Source organism: Aquabacterium sp. OR-4 (assembly GCF_025290835.2).
Classification (GTDB): Bacteria; Pseudomonadota; Gammaproteobacteria; order Burkholderiales; family Burkholderiaceae_C; genus Pseudaquabacterium.
Map to the genome: position 1 here is coordinate 277,953 of NZ_JAOCQD020000002.1, position 16,495 is coordinate 294,447.

19 protein-coding genes are annotated in these 16,495 nt (G+C 70.7%); 4 read left to right on the forward strand and 15 right to left on the reverse strand.

The genetic code is table 11. The features are described from left to right. Positions 1-21: 21 nt before the first annotated feature. The 10 genes from flgK to flgB form a co-directional block, all read right to left on the reverse strand. Complete coding sequence (gene flgK / locus N4G63_RS13405; protein WP_314599802.1) at positions 22-1,947, reverse strand: flagellar hook-associated protein FlgK; 1,926 nt, start codon at positions 1,945-1,947, stop codon at positions 22-24. Between the two features lie 73 nt (positions 1,948-2,020). Further along, the gene (gene flgJ, locus N4G63_RS13410) at positions 2,021-2,995 is read right to left on the reverse strand and encodes a flagellar assembly peptidoglycan hydrolase FlgJ (RefSeq protein WP_260785976.1); all 975 of its coding nucleotides are present in this window, start codon (positions 2,993-2,995) and stop codon (positions 2,021-2,023) included. A 2-nt stretch (positions 2,996-2,997) separates the two neighbouring features. Then, entirely contained in the window at positions 2,998-4,134 is a 1,137-nt protein-coding gene (locus tag N4G63_RS13415; RefSeq protein ID WP_314599803.1) for a flagellar basal body P-ring protein FlgI, read from the reverse strand. Beyond that, on the reverse strand, positions 4,131-4,847 hold the full coding sequence (locus N4G63_RS13420; protein ID WP_260786696.1) for a flagellar basal body L-ring protein FlgH: 717 nt from the start codon (positions 4,845-4,847) through the stop codon (positions 4,131-4,133). The genes N4G63_RS13415 and N4G63_RS13420 overlap by 4 nt, the downstream gene beginning before the upstream one ends. 41 nt (positions 4,848-4,888) lie before the next feature. Further along, entirely contained in the window at positions 4,889-5,671 is a 783-nt protein-coding gene (gene flgG, locus N4G63_RS13425) for a flagellar basal-body rod protein FlgG (RefSeq protein WP_260785977.1), read from the reverse strand. A 135-nt stretch (positions 5,672-5,806) separates the two neighbouring features. Continuing rightward, on the reverse strand, positions 5,807-6,538 hold the full coding sequence (gene flgF, locus N4G63_RS13430; protein WP_260785978.1) for a flagellar basal-body rod protein FlgF: 732 nt from the start codon (positions 6,536-6,538) through the stop codon (positions 5,807-5,809). A 43-nt stretch (positions 6,539-6,581) separates the two neighbouring features. Beyond that, the gene (gene flgE / locus N4G63_RS13435) at positions 6,582-7,844 is read right to left on the reverse strand and encodes a flagellar hook protein FlgE (RefSeq protein ID WP_260785979.1); all 1,263 of its coding nucleotides are present in this window, start codon (positions 7,842-7,844) and stop codon (positions 6,582-6,584) included. A gap of 124 nt (positions 7,845-7,968) precedes the next feature. After that, a complete protein-coding gene (locus N4G63_RS13440; protein WP_314599804.1) occupies positions 7,969-8,634 on the reverse strand; it encodes a flagellar hook assembly protein FlgD in 666 nt (221 codons plus the stop codon). A 34-nt stretch (positions 8,635-8,668) separates the two neighbouring features. Then, positions 8,669-9,076: a flagellar basal body rod protein FlgC gene (gene flgC / locus N4G63_RS13445; protein WP_260785980.1), complete on the reverse strand. Its 408-nt coding sequence runs from the start codon at positions 9,074-9,076 to the stop codon at positions 8,669-8,671. A 49-nt stretch (positions 9,077-9,125) separates the two neighbouring features. Then, positions 9,126-9,539: a flagellar basal body rod protein FlgB gene (gene flgB, locus N4G63_RS13450; RefSeq protein WP_260785981.1), complete on the reverse strand. Its 414-nt coding sequence runs from the start codon at positions 9,537-9,539 to the stop codon at positions 9,126-9,128. Between the two features lie 323 nt (positions 9,540-9,862). On the opposite strand from flgB, the gene flgA reads away from it, so the two are divergent. The 3 genes from flgA (at position 9,863) to N4G63_RS13465 (ending at position 11,588) form a co-directional block, all read left to right on the forward strand. Then, positions 9,863-10,666 (forward strand): flagellar basal body P-ring formation chaperone FlgA, encoded by an 804-nt coding sequence (flgA, locus tag N4G63_RS13455; protein WP_260785982.1) that lies wholly within the window; start codon positions 9,863-9,865, stop codon positions 10,664-10,666. Positions 10,667-10,832: 166 nt separating this feature from the next. Further along, positions 10,833-11,123, forward strand: coding sequence for a flagellar biosynthesis anti-sigma factor FlgM (gene flgM / locus N4G63_RS13460; RefSeq protein WP_260785983.1), 291 nt, complete (start codon positions 10,833-10,835; stop codon positions 11,121-11,123). A gap of 69 nt (positions 11,124-11,192) precedes the next feature. Further along, positions 11,193-11,588, forward strand: coding sequence for a hypothetical protein (locus tag N4G63_RS13465; RefSeq protein ID WP_260785984.1), 396 nt, complete (start codon positions 11,193-11,195; stop codon positions 11,586-11,588). Positions 11,589-11,674: 86 nt separating this feature from the next. Here the strand turns inward: N4G63_RS13465 and hslO are convergent, their stop codons facing one another. Then, complete coding sequence (hslO, locus tag N4G63_RS13470) at positions 11,675-12,655, reverse strand: Hsp33 family molecular chaperone HslO (protein ID WP_260785985.1); 981 nt, start codon at positions 12,653-12,655, stop codon at positions 11,675-11,677. A 14-nt stretch (positions 12,656-12,669) separates the two neighbouring features. Then, the gene (locus N4G63_RS13475) at positions 12,670-13,197 is read right to left on the reverse strand and encodes a gamma carbonic anhydrase family protein (RefSeq protein ID WP_260785986.1); all 528 of its coding nucleotides are present in this window, start codon (positions 13,195-13,197) and stop codon (positions 12,670-12,672) included. An 84-nt stretch (positions 13,198-13,281) separates the two neighbouring features. Between N4G63_RS13475 and N4G63_RS13480 the strand changes: the two genes are divergently transcribed. Next, the gene (locus N4G63_RS13480; RefSeq protein ID WP_314599805.1) at positions 13,282-14,103 is read left to right on the forward strand and encodes a ferritin-like domain-containing protein; all 822 of its coding nucleotides are present in this window, start codon (positions 13,282-13,284) and stop codon (positions 14,101-14,103) included. A 22-nt stretch (positions 14,104-14,125) separates the two neighbouring features. Here N4G63_RS13480 and N4G63_RS13485 read toward each other — a convergent pair whose 3' ends face one another. The 3 genes from N4G63_RS13485 to N4G63_RS13495 are packed head-to-tail and all read right to left on the reverse strand — an operon-like array spanning position 14,126 to position 16,466. Further along, entirely contained in the window at positions 14,126-15,223 is a 1,098-nt protein-coding gene (locus N4G63_RS13485; protein ID WP_260785988.1) for a nucleotidyltransferase domain-containing protein, read from the reverse strand. Positions 15,224-15,249: 26 nt separating this feature from the next. Then, entirely contained in the window at positions 15,250-16,167 is a 918-nt protein-coding gene (locus tag N4G63_RS13490) for an HprK-related kinase A (RefSeq protein ID WP_260785989.1), read from the reverse strand. Continuing rightward, positions 16,164-16,466, reverse strand: a complete 303-nt coding sequence (locus N4G63_RS13495; RefSeq protein WP_260785990.1) for a hypothetical protein — start codon at positions 16,464-16,466, stop codon at positions 16,164-16,166. The genes N4G63_RS13490 and N4G63_RS13495 overlap by 4 nt, the downstream gene beginning before the upstream one ends. Positions 16,467-16,495: the final 29 nt, after the last annotated feature.

Consider the following 16,495-nt stretch of genomic DNA (forward strand, 5'->3'; position numbering starts at 1 on the left):
TCACCCTGGGTGGAGCTGGCGTCAGCGGCCGACCATGCTGATCACCGAATCGAGCAGCGTCTGGGCGGTCTGCAGGATCTTGGCGGCGGCCTGGTAGCCCTGCTGGTACTGGATCAGGCGCGCGACTTCCTCGTCGACGTTGACCCCGGTCTCGCCGCTGAGCTGCTCGGTGGCGCGGTTGAAGGCGGTGCTGGCGCTGTCGGCGGCAATGGTGGCGCCTTGCGAGCGCACGCCGATCTGCGAGAACAGGCTGGCATAGGCATCGCCGGAGATCTGGCCGCCCACCAGCGTGCGGCTGGCCAGCGCATCGAGGCTCAGCGCGTTGCCGTTGCTGGCCGAGGGCTGCAGATTGGGCGCGATCTGGATGCGGTCGCCGGTGCGCGGCACGCCGGCCAGCGTGAGCGAGATGCCGTCAAACAGCACCGGCTGGCCGGGCTGGAAGCTGCCGCTGCCCTGCACCGCGCCATCGCTGTCGAGCAGGTCGAAGTTGCCGGCATCGTCGCTGAACTGCAGGGTCAGCGTGCCGTAGCCGGCGGCCGGCGGCGCCACGATCTCGGTGGCGGCCACCGACATGGTGCCCTGGTTGGCGCTGCTGACCGTGGCCACCACCGGGCTGGCGGCGGCCAGGCCGCGCGGATTGCGCAGCGCCACCGACAGATCGGTGGCCGCGGTGGCCAGCGGCCGCAGCAAGAAGCGGTCGTCGGCGGCGGGCGCGCTGGCGCCGGCGCTGATGCGCACGCCGTCGTAGACATCGCCATTGGCGATCGACACCGCCTGCGCGCCGGCGCCATCGGCCAGGCGCGTGACCAGAAAGCGGTTGCCATCGGCCGGATCAACCCGCAGCAGGTAGTCGCTGGCGCGCAGCGCGCTGGCGTCCTCGATCACCAGATCCACCGTGCCGATCACCGCGCCACTGCCATCGCGCGCATTGCTGTTGGCCGGCAGTGCCTGCGGCTGGCCCACGCTGAACAGCGCCGAGCCGCCCTGGCGGTCGAGATCGAGGCCCAGGCTCTGCTGCTCGTTGAGCGCAAAGCTGACGCCGGCCACGAACTGGCCCAGCCGGTTGCGCGCCTCGTTCAGGTCGCCGGCCTGGAACTGCAGCAGCCCGCCGATGCGCCCCGAGGTGATGAAGCCGTCGGCCAGCAGCGTGAGCTTGCCGTTGAGCGTGACGCCCACCCCGGCTTTGGAGCGGTCGTACGGGTCTTCCTGCAGCGACAGCTTGTTGGCCGTGGCGCCCAGCACCAGGGTCTGGCCGGTGGCCACGAACACGCCCACGCTGCCATCGTCGGCAGCGATGGTCTGCACATCCAGCTGCTCGGCGATGCGCGAGACCAGCACGTCGCGCTGGTCGAGCAGGTCATTGGGCGCATGGCCCGAGGCGGTGGCCGTGGCGATCTGGCGGTTCAGGCCGGCCAGCTGCTGGGCCAGCACATTGACCTCGTTGACCGCGCCGCTCAGGTCGCTCTTGACATTGGCCTGCAGCGATTCGACATGGGCCGCGGTGTCGTTGGCCAGCGCGGCAAAGTCTTGCAGGCGGCCGATCACGGCCTGGCGCGCCGACAGGTCCGACGGCGCGGCGGCCAGGTCGGCAAACGAGTTGAAGATCTGCGTCGCGGCATTGCCCAGGCCGGTCTCGCCGCCGGGAAACATCTGCTCGAGCTGGCTCAGCAGGCCGGCCACCACGGTGTCGGAGGCGGCGGCCGACTTCAGCGACGCGGCGCGGTCGGTGAGAAAGGCGTTGGAGGCGCGCTCCACCGTGTCCACCGTCACGCCGCGGCCCAGGAAGCCGCCACCAAACTCCTGCGGCGTGGCCGTCGACTGGATGTTGCGCTGGCGCGAGTAGCCCTCGGTGTTGGCGTTGGCGATGTTGTGGCTGGTGGTCTGCACCTGCCGGTAGGCCGCGAACAGGGCCTGCGAGCCCAGTGACAGCAGGCTGGACGCGCTCATGCCGCCCCCTGCCCTGGCCCGAGGCCCAGACGCCTGCCTGGCGCGGCGCGCATGTCAGATCGGGCCATCGCGCTCACCCGGCCGCGCGCTGGGCGCGCTGCGTGGTCTGGATCACCCGCGCCAGCTTGCTGGCGTAGGCCGGGTCGGTGGCGTAGCCGGCGTTCTGCAGGCCCTGAGCAAAGGCGCTGGCGTCGCCACCGGCGGCGCGCACCGCGGCGTAGCGCGGGCTGTCGCCGATCAGGCGCGCATAGTCGGCAAAGGATTCGGCGTGGCTGGCATAGGCGCGAAACTTCTGCACCACCTTCTGCGCCTGGCCGTTGACGTATTCGGTGGTGGTCACATCCACGGTCGGGCCCTTCCAGCTGGCGCCGGCCTTGATGCCGAACAGGTTGTTCGACGCCGTGCCGTCGCGGCCGATGATTTCCTTGGCTCCCCAGCCGGTCTCGTGCGCGGCCTGGGCGATCATGAAGCTGGCCGGGATGCCGCTGGCCGCCTCGGCGCTGCGTGCGGCCGCGCCATGCTGCTGCACGAAGCCCAGCACCGCCTTGCTGGGCACGCCTGGCGCGCCAGCCACCGCCGTGCCGTTGGCCGCCGCGGCGGCTGCGGTGCTGCCGGTGGCCGCGGTGCTGCCGCCGGCCGGATGGGCGCGCAGCGACGACAGCTGGCTGTTGGCCGGCGTGCTGCTGGGCGTCACGCCCATCTGCCGCTCGAGCTGGCGCGCAATCAGGTCGGCCAGGCCGCCCGGGCGGCCGGCGCTGCCGGTGGCCAGCTGGGCGTCGAGCATCTCGGTGCCCAGCTTGCTGGCCTCGTTGTCGAGCATGCCGCTGGACTGGCTGGCCGCGCGCATGCTCTTGAGCACCTGCTGCATGAACAGCGCCTCGAACTGCGTGGCCGCCTCGCGCGCCGCGGTCTTGGGGTCCTTGGCGGCGGCGTTGCGCAGGCCGTCGAGGTTGCGTGAGTCGCTGGCCAGGCGGTTGCCGCGCGTTGACGCCGCAGCGGCCGGGCTGCTGCCGGCGGCCTGGCTGGTCAGGGAGGCGGCGGTGGCCATGCTCAGATCACCTCGATCTCGGCGTTCAGCGCGCCGGCACTCTTCATGGCCTGCAGGATGGCCAGCAGGTCTTGCGGCGTGGCGCCCAGCGCATTGAGCGCGCGCACCACGTCGGCCAGCTTGGCGCCCGGCGGCAGCTGCATCAGCGCCCCGCCCTGCTGGGTGATGGCGATGTCGACCTTCTCGGTCTTGGTGGTCTGGCCCTGCGAGAACGGTGCCGGCTGGCTGACCTGCGGCGTGGCATTGACGGTGACCGTCAGCGCGCCATGGGCCACCGCGCAGGTGCCCAGCGTGACCGCCTCGTTGAGCACCACCGAGCCGGTGCGCGCGTTCAGCACCACCCGCGCCGCCGGCTTGGCCAGCGTGACCTCGAGGTTCTCGATGTCGGCCACGAAGCCCACCGGATCGGGCATGTTGTCGGCCATGCGCACCCGCACCACGCGGCCGTCCACCGCCTGCGCGGTGCCTGCGCCCTTGGCCTGGTTGATGGCCTGGGCCACCGCGCGGGCGGTGGCAAAGTCGTTGGCCGAGACATCGAGCTGCATCACGCCGGCGCGCGACAGCTGGGTGGGCACGGCGCGCTCCACCGTGCCGCCCTCGGGCACCCGGCCGGCGGCCAGGTGGTTGATCTGCACCTTGGCGCCGCCGGCCGAGGCGCCGGCACCGCCGACGATCATGTTGCCCTGGGCAATGGCGTAGATCTGGCCATCGGCGCCGCGCAGCGCGGTGGCCAGCAGTGTGCCGCCGCGCAGGCTCTTGGCATTGCCGGCCGAGGCCACGGTCACGTCGATGCGCTGGCCGGGCTGGGCAAAGGCCGGCAGGTCGGCAGTGACCACCACCGCCGCCAGGTTCTTGGGCTGCATCTGCACGCCGGGCGGCAAGGCAATGCCATGCTGCTGCAGATAGGCCGCCAGCGCCTGCGGCGTGAACGGTGCCTGGGTGCTTTGATCGCCCGTGCCGTCCAGGCCGAACACCAGGCCGAAGCCGGTGAGCTGGTTGGGCCGCACGCCCTGCACGCTGGCCAGCTCCTTGATGCGCGCGGCGTGTGCCGGCCACCACACGGCGGCACTGGCCACCAGCAGGGCCAGCAGCACCACGGCGCGCAGCAGGCGCTCGCCGGAGAAGCGTTCGCGGCTCATATCGGCAGCACGTTCAGGAAGAAGCGGGCCAGCCAGCCCATGCTCTGCGCCTCGGCCTGCTGGCCGCGGCCACGCTGCTCGACGCGCACATTGGCGATCTGCGTGCTCTGCACACTGTTGCCCGGGGCGATGGCCCGCGGGTCGACCTGGCCCGAGAAGCGCAGCACGTCGACATTGGCGTTCACGCCCACCTGCTTCTCGGCCGAGATCACCAGGTGGCCGTTGGGCAGCACCTGCACCACGGTGGCGGTGATGGTGCCCGAGAAGTCGTTGCTGCTGACCGTGGTGCCCTTGCCCTCGTAGGTGTTGCTGTCGGAGCCGGTGGCCGAGGCGCGGGTCAGCGAGCTGCTCTTGAGCAGCGGCAGCGCGCTGATGCTGGCCGAGACCGAGCCCTTGCGGTCGACATTGCTGGTCGAGCTTTGCGTGGCGCTGACCTTCTCGGAGATCTGCACGGTGATGGTGTCGCCCACCATGCGGGCACGGTGGTTCTCGAACAGCGGGCGGTAGCTGTCGGCACGAAAGATCGCGCCGCTGGGGGCCTGCACCTGGGCCTGGGCCAGCGCCGCCTGCTGCAGCGACGCCGGGTGCAGCGCCGATGGCGGCAGCGGCAGGGCCGCGGTGGGCAGCACCAGATCGACCTCGGGCACGCGCGCCAGCGACAGGCAGCCGGCCAGCGGCAGCGCAGCGGCCAGGCCGGCCACGGCCAGGGCCAGGCGCCGCAGCGCCAGCCGGGCCGGCTGGGCCAGGCGCGCGCTCACAGCTGACCCAGACGCTGCAGCATCTGGTCGGAGGTCTGCACGGCCTTGGAGTTGACCTCGTAGGCGCGCTGGGTCTGAATCATGGTGACCAGCTCTTCGACCATGTTGACGTTGCTGTTCTCGAGGTACTGCTGCTTGAGCACGCCCATGCCGTTGGCATTGGGGTTGGCCACCTGCGGCGCGCCCGAGGCGGCGGTCTCGGCGTAGATGTTCTCGCCGCGCGGCTCCAGGCCGGCCGGATTGATGAAGTTCGACAGCTGCAGCTGGCCCAGCTGCTGCGGTGCGGCCTGGCCCTGCAGCGAGGCGGTGACCACGCCGTCGCTGCCGATGGTCACCGTCTGCGCGCCCTGCGGCACGGTGATGGTGGGCTGCAGCAGGTAGCCGGCGTTGGTCACCATCTGGCCCTGCGAATTGAGCTGGAAGGCGCCGTCGCGGGTGTAGCCGGTGCTGCCGTCGGGCATCTGGATCGGAAAGAAGCCCAGGCCGTTGATGGCCACATCGTAGGTGTTGCCGGTCTGCTGCAGGCTGCCCTGCGAGAAGTTGCGCGCCATGCCCACGGTGCGCACGCCCAGGCCCATCTGCAGGCCGGTGGGCAGCGTGGTCTGCTCGGTGCTGTTGGCGCCGGCCTGGCGCAGGTTCTGATACATCAGATCCTCGAACACCGCATGGCCGCGCTTGTAGCCGTTGGTGGCGCTGTTGGCGAGGTTGTGGGCAACGGCGTCGAGCTGCGTCTGCTGCGCTTCCATGCCGGTCTTGGCAATCCACAGTGATCGGATCATGGGCCGCGCTCCGTGTGAAGAAAATGAGGCACGCAGCGATGATCGCCCCGACTTGAGGCCATCCAAGAAGCGAAAAGCGCCGCGAGAGCGGCGCATATCCAGACCCCGTGCGGCCGGCCGCAGCCGGCGCCGCGCTCAGCTGCTGCTCGACAGCAGGCGCGTGGCCGACTGCTCGCGGTCCTGCGCGGTCTGCAGCATCTTCATCTGCTGCTCGAACTGGCGCGCCGCCGAGATCATGGCCACCATCGATTCGACCGGGCTCACGTTGCTGCCTTCCAGCGCGCTGTCCTGCAGGCGCGCCGTGGCGTCGGCCGGCAGGTCGGCACCGTCTTCGGCGCGAAACAGGCCGTCCTCGCCGCGGATCAGCGCCTGCTCCGGCGTCACCAGCTTGAGCCGGCCCACGCCCTGCGGCGCGGCACTGCCCACGCGGGCGGTGATGGTGCCGTCCTCGCCGATCTGCACCGAGGCGTTGGCCGGCACGGTGATCGGCCCGCCGTCGCCCAGCACGGTGAGGCCGGTGCGGGTGACCAGGGTGCCGTCGGGGCTGACATCGAGCGCGCCGAAGCGGGTGTAGGCCTCGGTGCCGTCGAGGCCCTGCACCGCCAGCCAGGCGTTGCCGCGCATGGCCACATCGAGGTTGCGGCCGGTGGCGGTGATCGGGCCGGCCTCGTCGTTGTAGCCGGGCGTCGTCTCGAGCGCATAGACCCGGGTGCTGGCGCCATCGCCGCGCACCGGCACCGCGCGAAACGCGGTGAGCTCGGCGCGAAAGCCGGTGGTCGAGGCATTGGCGAGGTTGTTCGACACCACTTCCTGGCGCTGCAGCGCGGCCTTGGCGCCGGTCATCGTCAGGTAGATCACGCGGTCCATCGCTCAGCTCCTCAATGCCAGAAGGTCGGCGGCGCCAGACCGGTCAACGCAGGCTCACCAGCGTCTGCAGCACCGAGTCCTGCGTCTTGATGGTCTGCGCGTTGGCCTGGTAGATGCGCTGCGCGACCATCATGTTGACCAGCTCCTGGGTCAGGTCGACATTGCTGTCCTCGACCGCACGCGACTGCAGCAGGCCCAGGTTGCCGCCACCGGGCGTGCCCACCACCGGATCGCCCGACTCGAAGGTGCGCGCCCAGACATTGCCGCCCAGCGGCTGCAGGCCCTGCGAGTTGCGGAAGTTGGCCAGCTCCACCCGCGCCAGCGGCGCCGACTGGCCGCTCGAGTAGCTGCCGATCACCGTGCCGTCGTCCTCGACCGAGATCGAGGTCAGGCGGCCGGGCGGGAACCCGTCCTGCGACACGTCGGTCGGGCCGAAGGTCGAGCCGAACTGGGTCAGGCTGGTGAAGTCGATGATCACCTCCTCGAAGGCCACCGTCTCGGCCGAGGTGCCCTGCCCGGTGGCCGGAATGGCCACCACCAGCGGCTCGGCCGGCGTGATCGGCGGCGAGCCGTCGGGCGGGAAGGTGGCCACGCTGATCGGCTCGGGCGACTCCATCGAGCCCAGCACCGGCTCGCCATTGGCCGTGGCGTAGATGTTCCAGGCGTCGGTGGCCGTCTTCTGGAAGAAGTAGGTGATCGACACCTGCTGGCCCTTGGCGTCGTAGATGCTGATCGAGGTCGAGTTGTTGTAGGTGGTGGCGTCCGAGAAGTCGATCGGCACCAGGTTGCCGGTGTCGTCTAGCTTGGCGGACTGGCGCGAATCGAGGTTGACCTCCATGTTCATGCGCGAGGTCTGCTTGGGCTCGATGCCCGAGGTGGGCAGCTGCAGCGGCTGCGACTTGCCGGGGATCTGGCCTTCCTGGTAAGTGACCGGAATGGCCATCAGCTTCATGCCGCCGTTGTTGGTGACGAAGCCGTCGCGGTCGACCTTGAACTGGCCGTTGCGCGAATAGACCATGGTGCCGGTCGCGTCCTGCAGCTGGAAGAAGCCGGCGCCGTTGATCGCCACGTCCAGCGGGTTGTCGGTGGCGGTGATGCTGCCCTGCGAGAACTGCTGCGCCACGGTGGCCACCGCCACGCCCAGGCCGGTGGAGGTGCCGGCACCCGCGGCACGCGCGTACACATCGGCAAACTCGGTGCGCGAGGCCTTGGCGCCCACGGTGCTGGAGTTGGCCACGTTGTTGCCGATCACCTCGAGGTTGCGACTGGCGGCCGACAAGCCCGTGACGCCTTGCTGGAAACTCATGGAAACACTCCTGGTGCAAACGGAAGCGGCGGCATCGGAGCCACCGAGGGGTACTGCAGTGACCTGGGGTCACCGGCCTGCCTCGAGCATGCCGGTGCGGACTGCCGGAGAAAAATCAGGGGGATCAGTGCACGGACTTGACCGCGTCGTAGCTCACCGTGCCGCCGTACTCGAGCGACAGGTTCAGCGTGCCGCCGCTGGTGCTGACCGCGTTGACCTTGTCCAGCATCAGCGGCGTGGCGCTGACGCTGGTGCCGGCGGTGCTGGCGGTGATGCGGAACCGGTAGCTGCCATCGGTTTCGAGGTCGCTGGCCTGGAACGAGAAGTCCTGCTGGCCGCTGGCCTGGGCGCCCAGGCTCACCGACTTGACCACCGTGCCGGCGCTGTTGAGCACCTCGACCTTCACGCTGTCGGCCGAGGCGCTCAGCTCGAACAGGCCGCTGGCCTGGTTGCCGTCCATGGCCAGGCGGTCGCCCTCCACCATCACGTCGTGGCCCACCAGCGAGGCGCCCTGCAGCGCCTGCATGCTGACGAACTGGCTGGCCAGCTTGCTGATCGACGCGTTCATCGACTCGATGCCGCTGACGGTGCTGATCTGCGCCATCTGCGAGGTCATCTGCGCGTTGTCCATCGGGTCCAGCGGGTCCTGGTTGGTGAGCTGGGTGGTCAGCAGCTTCAGGAAGCGGTCCTGCTGCTCCTGCGCAGTGAGCGCCTTGGCAGCCACCGTGCTGCCGGTGTTGAACGACGAGAAGTCGGTGCTCAGGCTGGTGCTGGAGGTGGTGGTGGTCATCGCGGGCTCCGAAAATCAGGTCGCGGGCCGGGCATCAGCCCTGGCCCATCTGCAGGGTCTTCATCAGCAGGCTCTTGGCGGTGTTCATGACCTCGACGTTGTTCTGGTACGAACGCGAGGCGGAGATCATGTTCACCATCTCCTCCACCGGACTCACATTGCTGTAGGTCACATAGCCCTGTGCGTCGGCGCCGGGGTGCTTGGGGTCGTGCACCTTGCGCCCCGGCGTGTCCGACTCGACCACGTCGCTCACGCGCACGCCGGCCGAGGTGACCTCGCCCATCAGCGCGGTCTGGAACACCACCTGGCGCGCCTTGTAGGCCTGGCCGTCGGGGCCGGCCACGGTGTCGGCATTGGCCAGGTTGCTGGCCACCACGTTCAGGCGCTGGGTCTGCGCACTGACCGCACTGCCCGACACGTCGAAGATCTTGAACATGCTCATCGCATTGCTCCGGCTGGCTCAGCGCTGGGGATCGGCATCGGCATCGACATCAGCCCTGGCTGGGGCTCTTCATGGCATCGCTGAGCGTGCGCACGCTGCCATTGATGAAACGCAGCGTGGCCTCGTAGCGCACGCTGTTGTCGGCAAAGGTGGCGCGCTCGCGGTCCAGGTCGACCGTGTTGCGGTCGACCGAGTCCTGGGCGTAGCGGGCATACAGCAGGTGGGGCGGCTCGCCATCGGCGCTGGGCACCATCTCGAAGTGCCGTGCGTGGGTGGCGGCCATGGTGCTGCTGGCCGTGGCGCCGCCGTTGGCCTCGCGCAGGGCCTGGGCAAAGTCGAGCTCGCGGGCCTGGTAGCCCGGCGTGTCGGCATTGGCGATGTTGCTGGCGATCAGGCGCTGACGCTCAGCGCGCAGCACCAGGGCATTGGCCTGGAAGTCCAGCGTCTGGGTCAGTCGTTGCATGAGCGTCTTTCGCGGGTGATGGGCATGCGGCCTTGGCAACAGGCTCCACGGCCGGCATGGCGGCCAGGGTCCTCGATGCCAGGCCATTGTGGGCAGCGCTGCGCCGGAACATGAGCGCGATAAGCCGGCCGATCCGGCGACATTTCTGCCCTAAGCCGGCCGCGCCGGCAGGCACCATGCGCAGCGTGACGAACACCCTGCCCATGCCCCGCCCCGCCTGCCTGCCGCGCCTGCCGCGTGCACGGGGCGCCGCCGCTGCATCGTGGCCACGGCCCGCGTCACCCTCATGGCATGCCGCCCGCCCATGGGTCGGTGCCGCGGCCGTGCCGGCCTGGCTGGCGGCGCTGCTGTGCGCCCCCGGCCTGGTGTCTGCCGCGACGGCCACGGCCACGGCCACGGCTACTGCCACCACCACCACCACCGCCAGCGAGGCCGGCGCCGGCCTGCCGGCGGTATCGGCCCCGTCGCGCGAGACCGCCGCCATGCCGCTGGCGGGCGACGAGCTGGCGCAATGGATGCGCCAGACCGCGCAGACCGCGCTCGACGGCCACACCGACAACGGCCCGGCGCCGCGCGTGGAAGTCAGCGTCGGCCGCCTCGATCCGCGCCTGAAGCTGGCGCCCTGCCGCAAGGTGCTGCCCTACCTGCCGCCGGGCAGCCGCGCGCTGGGTGCCACGCGCATCGGCCTGCGCTGCATGGAAGGCAGCAAGCTCTGGAATGTGTCGCTGCCGGTCACGGTAAAGGTCTTTGCCCGCTCGCTGGTGGCCGCCACCGCGGTGCCAGCCGGCACCGTGCTGCAGCGCCAGCACCTCAGCGTGGCCGAAGTCGATCTCGCGGCCAGCAGCGACCCGGCCATCGGCCAGCCCACGCTGGCCGTGGGCCGCACGCTGGCGCGCAACCTGGCCGCAGGCGATGCCCTGCGCCAGGCCGATCTGAAACCCCGCCTGTGGTTTGCCGCCGGTGACCAGGTGCGCGTGGTGGCCATGGGCGCCGGCTTCCAGATCGCCGCCGACGCCCAGGCCCTGGGCCCGGGCCACGATGGCCAGACCGTGCGTGCCCGCATGGACGGTGGCCGCATCGTCTCGGGCGTGGCCACGGCCGACCGCCGTATCGAGTTGCCGATGTGAGACACCTCTTGTTACCCAAAACCGTGTCCGACGGTGCCCTGGAACCCCTGAATTGCGGGGTGATTCCAGATTTCGGACCGAAAGCCCTAAAGTCCGGTGACAGCCGGTCGATACCCCGAACATATTTCAAGGGCGGGCGGCTTGTACCTCCCAAATGGAGTCCACCATGAAGATCGGCCAACTCGATACCAAGGGCGTCACGCCTGCAGTCAGCGAACGACGTGCCACTGGCACCGGCAGCGCGGGCAGCAGTGCCGAACCCAGTGCCAAGGTCGAACTCTCGACCACGGTCAGTCAGCTCTCGGCCAGCGGCAGCGAAGGCGTGTTCGATGCCGAGAAGGTCAAGCGCATCTCGGACGCCATTCGCGACGGCAAGTTCGAGGTGAACGCCGACGCGATTGCCGACAAGCTGATCAGCAATGCCCGCGAGCTGCTGAGCAGCGTCGGCAAGTCCTGACCGCCTCCCACATCCACACGCGGTGGCCGCCGGCCGCCGCCCACTGGCATGCTGCACTCGCCCGCTGAATTGGCCGCCCTGCAAGCCGAGACGGGGCAGCGCGCCGACCTCGACCTGCTGGTGACCGCGGTCGAGCAGCGCCTGGGTGCGCTCACCGATGCGCTGCGCGACCGCAATGCGCCGTCGATCGAGCTGCACGCCACCGAACTGCACCGCGATCTGGCGCGTGCGGTCGAAGCCTTCATGCATGCGGCGCGCCACGGTGGCGTGCCCGACCCGATGCGCCTGCGCCTGGCCACGGCCGGGGCCCAGGTGGCGCGCCAGCGCGAGGCCCTGGCCCGCGCCACCGCCGCGCTCGACCGCGCCATCGATGTGCTGATGCCGGCACCGGCCGGCCAGGCCTCGGTCTACGGCGCCAGCGGCCGCGCCGAATCCCTGCTGCGTGGCGGCAGCCTCAGCGCCTGAGACTCCGCACACGGTGCGCTAGCGGCAGCCGCAACGGGCGCCGCAGGCACGCGGCGCCAGGTCACGAGCAGGCCACTACCAGACGACTACTGCACGCTCGACGACGACGGCGGTGACTCGCGCCCGGGCGTGAACAGCTCGCCCACGTCCACCGCGTCAAAGCGGTACTGCACGCCGCAGAAGTCGCAACCCACTTCCACCTCGCCGCGCTCGGCGATGATGCTGCGCACCTCGTCCACGCCCAGGCCGTTGAGCATGCCGGCCACGCGCTCGCGCGAGCAGGTGCACGCAAAACGCGGCGTCAGCGGCTCGAACACGCGCAGCGTCTCCTCCCAGAACAGGCAGTGCAGCACCTGCTGCGGCGCCAGCGTCAACAGCTCCTGCGAGGTCAGCGTGGCCGCCAGCATGGCGATGCGCTGGAAGTCCTCGTTGGCGCCGATGTGCGCCTCGTCGGGGTTGTAGGCCACGCCGCTGGCCGACATCACGCCGCCGGTGATCGGCAGGCGCTGGATCAGCAGGCCGGCGGCCACCTCGTCGTTGGCGGCCAGCACCAGGCGGGTGTCGAGCTGCTCGCTTTGCAGCATGTAGTGCTCGAGCACCTCCGAGAGCTTTTGCAGGGGCTCGCGCTGGTCGCCGTGCAGCGGCACCACGCCCTGGTAGGGCTGCTGGCCGGGCAGGCGGTCCTGCGGGTCGAGGGTGATCGCGCAGCGCCCCTGGCCCTGCACGTTCACCAGCGCGGCCAGCCCGGCACCGGCCGGCACCGCGCCGTTCACCTTGGCGGTGACGCGGTAGCCCAGGTCGGAGCGGGTCTCGGCCACCGCCAGCTTGACCGGGCCGTCGCCCTGCACCTGCAGCACCAGCGCGCCGTTGAACTTCAGGTTGCTCTGCATCAGCACGCCGGCGGCGGCCATCTCGCCGAGCATCTGGCGCACCTCGGGTGCGAAGGCATGGCCACCATCGCTGGCGCTGGCGCGTCGGGCCATGGCCTCGCGCCAGCTGCCTGTCAGACGCACCAGCATGCCGCGCACCGGCAGGCCCTCGAACATGAACTTGATCAGTTGATCCATCGCGGGGGTCGCCTTCAGCGGTCGATGCGCAGCAATTGCTCGCGGTGCAGCCGCGCCTGGGCCACGTAGTGCCGCGCGCTCATCTGCACGCGGGCCACCTGCTCGGGCGTGAGCTCTCGCACCACCTTGGCCGGGCTGCCGACGATCAGCACGCCGTCGGGAAACTCCTTGCCCTCGGTGACCAGCGCGCCGGCCCCCACGATGCTGTTGCGGCCGATGCGCGCGCCATTGAGGATCACGCTCTGGATGCCCACCAGCGTGCCGTCGCCGATGCTGCAGCCGTGCAGCATCACCTGGTGGCCGATGGTCACGTCGTCGCCAATCTGCAGCGGCATGCCGGTGTCGATGTGCAGCACGCTGCCGTCCTGCACATTGCTGTTGCGGCCGATGCGGATGTGGTCGTTGTCGGCACGCACGATCGCGCCGTACCAGACGCTGGCATGTTCGGCGAGATGGACGTGGCCGATCACCTGGGCCGAGTCGGCCACCCAGGCGTCGGGGTGGATCTCGGGCCTGCGCTCGCCGAGTTGGTAGATGGCCATCGCCGGGTCCTGTAGGTCGTGTCGGAAGAAGCCTGCCGCCCGCCCCCCCAGGGCGCCGCGGCGGCAAAGCCTATGATTCTAGGGATGCTGCCCGCGCCCTCTGCCCTGCCCTGTATCCGACCCCACGCACTGGCGGCCCTGCAGCTGAGCGAGCCCACGGCCAAGGCCGCAGCAGCCCTGGCGCTGTGGCAGGCCTTGCGCGAGCGCAGCCTGGGCATAGACCCCGCCACCGCGCTGCCTGAACCCGCCGGCCTGCCCGGCCGCCCTGCCCGCCCGGCCCTGGTGCCGCATGTGCAGCTGGCGCGGCGATCGCCCTTCACGCGCGACGGCCGTGCGGCGCTGCTGCACGCCATCGCCCACATCGAGTTCAACGCCATCAACCTGGCGCTCGATGCCGTGTGGCGCTTCGAGGGCCTGCCCGAGGCCTTCTACCGCGACTGGCTGCAGGTGGCGGCCGAAGAGGCCATCCACTTCGGCCTGCTGGCGCGCCACCTCGACGCCATGGGCTATGCCTATGGCGACTTCGATGCGCACGACGGCCTGTGGACCATGACCGAGCGCACCCGCCACGACGTGCTGGCGCGCATGGCCCTGGTGCCGCGCACGCTGGAGGCGCGCGGGCTCGATGCCACACCGCCCATCCAGGCCAAGCTGCGCCGCGCCGGTGATCTGCAGGCGGTGGCCATCCTTGACCGCATCCTCACCGACGAAGTGGGCCATGTGGCCATCGGCAACCGCTGGTATCGCTGGCTGTGCACGCGGGCCGGCCTCGACGCCGAGACCGCCTATGCCCCGCTGGCCCGGCAGCACGATGCGCCGCGCCCGCGCCCGCCGTTCAACCTGGACGCCCGGCGCGCCGCGGGTTTCACCGAGACCGAGCTGGCGGCGCTGGGCCCCACGCCGTAGCCGCCACGTTCAGCCGCGCCCCTCAGCCGCGCACCGCCGGCTGGTCGCCCTCGTCGTCCGGAAAATGCCGCATCCAGGCCTTGCGCAGCAGGTGCGGCAGCAGCAGGTGCATCGGCATGCGCAGCCAGTGCGAGCGCAGGTACAGCAGGCTGCGCGCCAGGCCGTCGCCGCCCTGCGCGGCGCTGGGGTGCATGGGCCGCAGCGCACGTTCGAGCAGGCAGGCCATCAGGGTCCGCTGCGGCCAGGCCGGGGCCAGGGCCACCACGGCAGCGCGCTGACCCGCCGGCACGCGCGGGCCGAACAGCCGCTCGATGTGGTGCAGGGCATGGTGCAGCGGCACCTGCAGGCGCAGCCCGGCGGCGCGCGCCAGCAGCTGCGGCCAGAAGTCCGGCTCGCGGGTCTCGAAGTGCTGCAGCAGCCAGTCCATGTCAAGCAGGTCGCGCAGGCCGTGGTCGAACTCGCCTTCCTGGAACAGGTGCACCGCGCTGTGCAGCACCATGTCCACCGGCTGCAGCACGCGCCAACGCGGATCGGTGGCATCCACCGCGCGCGAGGCGGCGATCAGCGCTGCACCATCCACTGCAAAGCTCGAGGTCGGCGCGGTGATGGTGTGGTGCAGGTCGATCACCGTGCCGCGCTGCACATGGGTGAGCGGCGGAATCTCGTGCATCCACTGCCGGTAGTAGCGCTGGTTGTAGGCGTCGCGCTCCTGCGCGATCCAGCCGCCGGCCAGCAGCGCCGATTCGGCCTCGTCGAGCTGGTCGCGCGGCACCAGCAGGTCGATGTCCGACAGCGTGCGCCCGGCTGCCGCCGGCAGGCCGGTAGCCAGGTAGGCACCGCCCTTGAGCACCAGCACCGGCCCGTCGATGCGCCGCAAGGCTGCACGCATGCGCAGCATCTCCTGGCGGGCCAGGCCGTGGTGGCGCTGGGCGATGTCGAGGGCCAGCCGCAGGTAGCTGCGCGGCCGTTCGGGCACCGCCTCGAGCCCGCCATGGGCCTGCAGCCACAGCGCCAGCCGCGCACCCAGCAGGCTGGAGCGCGCCTGCCCGAGCAGGTCGGCCCAGTCGTCGGCGTCCAGCGGCGCCGGCAGGGCCTGGCGCCGCCACAGGGGCGACAGCATGTCGCCGTGCGGTGATCGGCGCGGCCTCATGCGGCCTCGGCCGCCAGGCGGTCGAACACCTTCACCGCGTCGTCCAGGCTGGCATAGCGGAAGTCGTGGCAATCGCAGCCGCGCACCAGGTCCACCAGGCGGTGGAAGCCCTGCTCGCCCAGCTGGGCGTAGTTGAAGGCATTGCGCGCCAGCTCGATCACGCTGGCGGCGCGCGAGCGCGGGCTCAGCACCGGCGCCGAGCCCTGCTGCCAGCGGGGAAACACCACCCAGCGCGCCACGGCCGGCTCGTGCATGCGCGCCACATGCGCGGCCGGCGCCTGCATGTGGGTCACGTTGCCCTTGGTGGTGTTGACCGTGACCCGGTTGAACACCGCCTGCGGCGCCCAGGCGCGCATCACGTCGATCGAGCGGTTCTTCAGGCTCACCGGGCGGCACAGCGGCCAGATGCGCCCCGAACCATCGCGCTCGACCAGCGCCATCTCGTCGGACACCAGGCGCCAGCCGGCATGGATCAGGCCTGCGCACAGCGTGCTCTTGCCCGAGCCCGGCGGCGCCGGCAGGATCACCGCCAGGCCGTTGCGCTCGATCACCGCCGCGTGCAGCAACAGGTACTGGTGGGCCTGGCTGGCCACGCACCAGTTCATCGACCACTCGAGCAGCGGATAGGCGTGATCGAGCGCCATCGGCTCGAACACCGGCTGGCCATCATAGAAAAAGCGCGCCTGCGGCTTGATCCAGCGCCGCAGCCCGCCGCTGCGCATCACCTGCAGCGAGAAATCGGCAAACTCGGCGGGCTCCGGCACCGGGTAGTCGGCGTACAGCAGCGACACGCCTGCCGCCACCTCGGCCACCGGTGACTGCAGCTGCATCACGAAGGGCCCGGTGCGCAGCCGCAAGCGACCATCGCGCAGCCGCCCGGCGCATTCGGCCGCCCCCAAGTCACGCAGCATCATGGCGCCGGTGCCTCGATCAGGCCAACGCCGCGCAGCTTGGCCAGCGCCGCCTCGACGGCCGAGGCCAGCTCCAGTGGCCCGATCTCGGGCATGGCCGGGCCCAACAGGGCTTGCAGGCCGGCGGCGTCGCTCGGCGCCGATTGCAGCTGATCCAGCACCGCGGCGGTCAGCGCATCCAGCAGGTGCACCTGGCTGGCGCCGGCGTCATGCACCAGCCATTCGCCGTCCACCTCGCGCCAGTGCAGCAGTTCGGCATGCGCTGTCCAGACCGTGGCCGGATTGGGCGCCTCAACGCCCATTGACCCGGGCTTTCTGCCGCTGGACGGCG

Bases quoted from the DNA above. Each gene is read 5' to 3' on its own strand.
- flgK (WP_314599802.1), bottom strand. From the start codon at position 1,947: ATGAGCGCGTCCAGCCTGCTGTCACTGGGCTCGCAGGCCCTGTTCGCG.
- flgJ (WP_260785976.1), bottom strand. From the start codon at position 2,995: ATGGCCACCGCCGCCTCCCTGACCAGCCAGGCCGCCGGCAGCAGCCCG.
- N4G63_RS13415 (WP_314599803.1), bottom strand. From the start codon at position 4,134: ATGAGCCGCGAACGCTTCTCCGGCGAGCGCCTGCTGCGCGCCGTGGTG.
- flgG (WP_260785977.1), bottom strand. From the start codon at position 5,671: ATGATCCGATCACTGTGGATTGCCAAGACCGGCATGGAAGCGCAGCAG.
- flgF (WP_260785978.1), bottom strand. From the start codon at position 6,538: ATGGACCGCGTGATCTACCTGACGATGACCGGCGCCAAGGCCGCGCTG.
- flgE (WP_260785979.1), bottom strand. From the start codon at position 7,844: ATGAGTTTCCAGCAAGGCGTCACGGGCTTGTCGGCCGCCAGTCGCAAC.
- N4G63_RS13440 (WP_314599804.1), bottom strand. From the start codon at position 8,634: ATGACCACCACCACCTCCAGCACCAGCCTGAGCACCGACTTCTCGTCG.
- flgC (WP_260785980.1), bottom strand. From the start codon at position 9,076: ATGAGCATGTTCAAGATCTTCGACGTGTCGGGCAGTGCGGTCAGTGCG.
- flgB (WP_260785981.1), bottom strand. From the start codon at position 9,539: ATGCAACGACTGACCCAGACGCTGGACTTCCAGGCCAATGCCCTGGTG.
- flgM (WP_260785983.1), top strand. From the start codon at position 10,833: ATGAAGATCGGCCAACTCGATACCAAGGGCGTCACGCCTGCAGTCAGC.
- hslO (WP_260785985.1), bottom strand. From the start codon at position 12,655: ATGGATCAACTGATCAAGTTCATGTTCGAGGGCCTGCCGGTGCGCGGC.
- N4G63_RS13475 (WP_260785986.1), bottom strand. From the start codon at position 13,197: ATGGCCATCTACCAACTCGGCGAGCGCAGGCCCGAGATCCACCCCGAC.
- N4G63_RS13480 (WP_314599805.1), top strand. From the start codon at position 13,282: ATGCTGCCCGCGCCCTCTGCCCTGCCCTGTATCCGACCCCACGCACTG.
- N4G63_RS13485 (WP_260785988.1), bottom strand. From the start codon at position 15,223: ATGCTGTCGCCCCTGTGGCGGCGCCAGGCCCTGCCGGCGCCGCTGGAC.
- N4G63_RS13490 (WP_260785989.1), bottom strand. From the start codon at position 16,167: ATGATGCTGCGTGACTTGGGGGCGGCCGAATGCGCCGGGCGGCTGCGC.
- N4G63_RS13495 (WP_260785990.1), bottom strand. From the start codon at position 16,466: ATGGGCGTTGAGGCGCCCAATCCGGCCACGGTCTGGACAGCGCATGCC.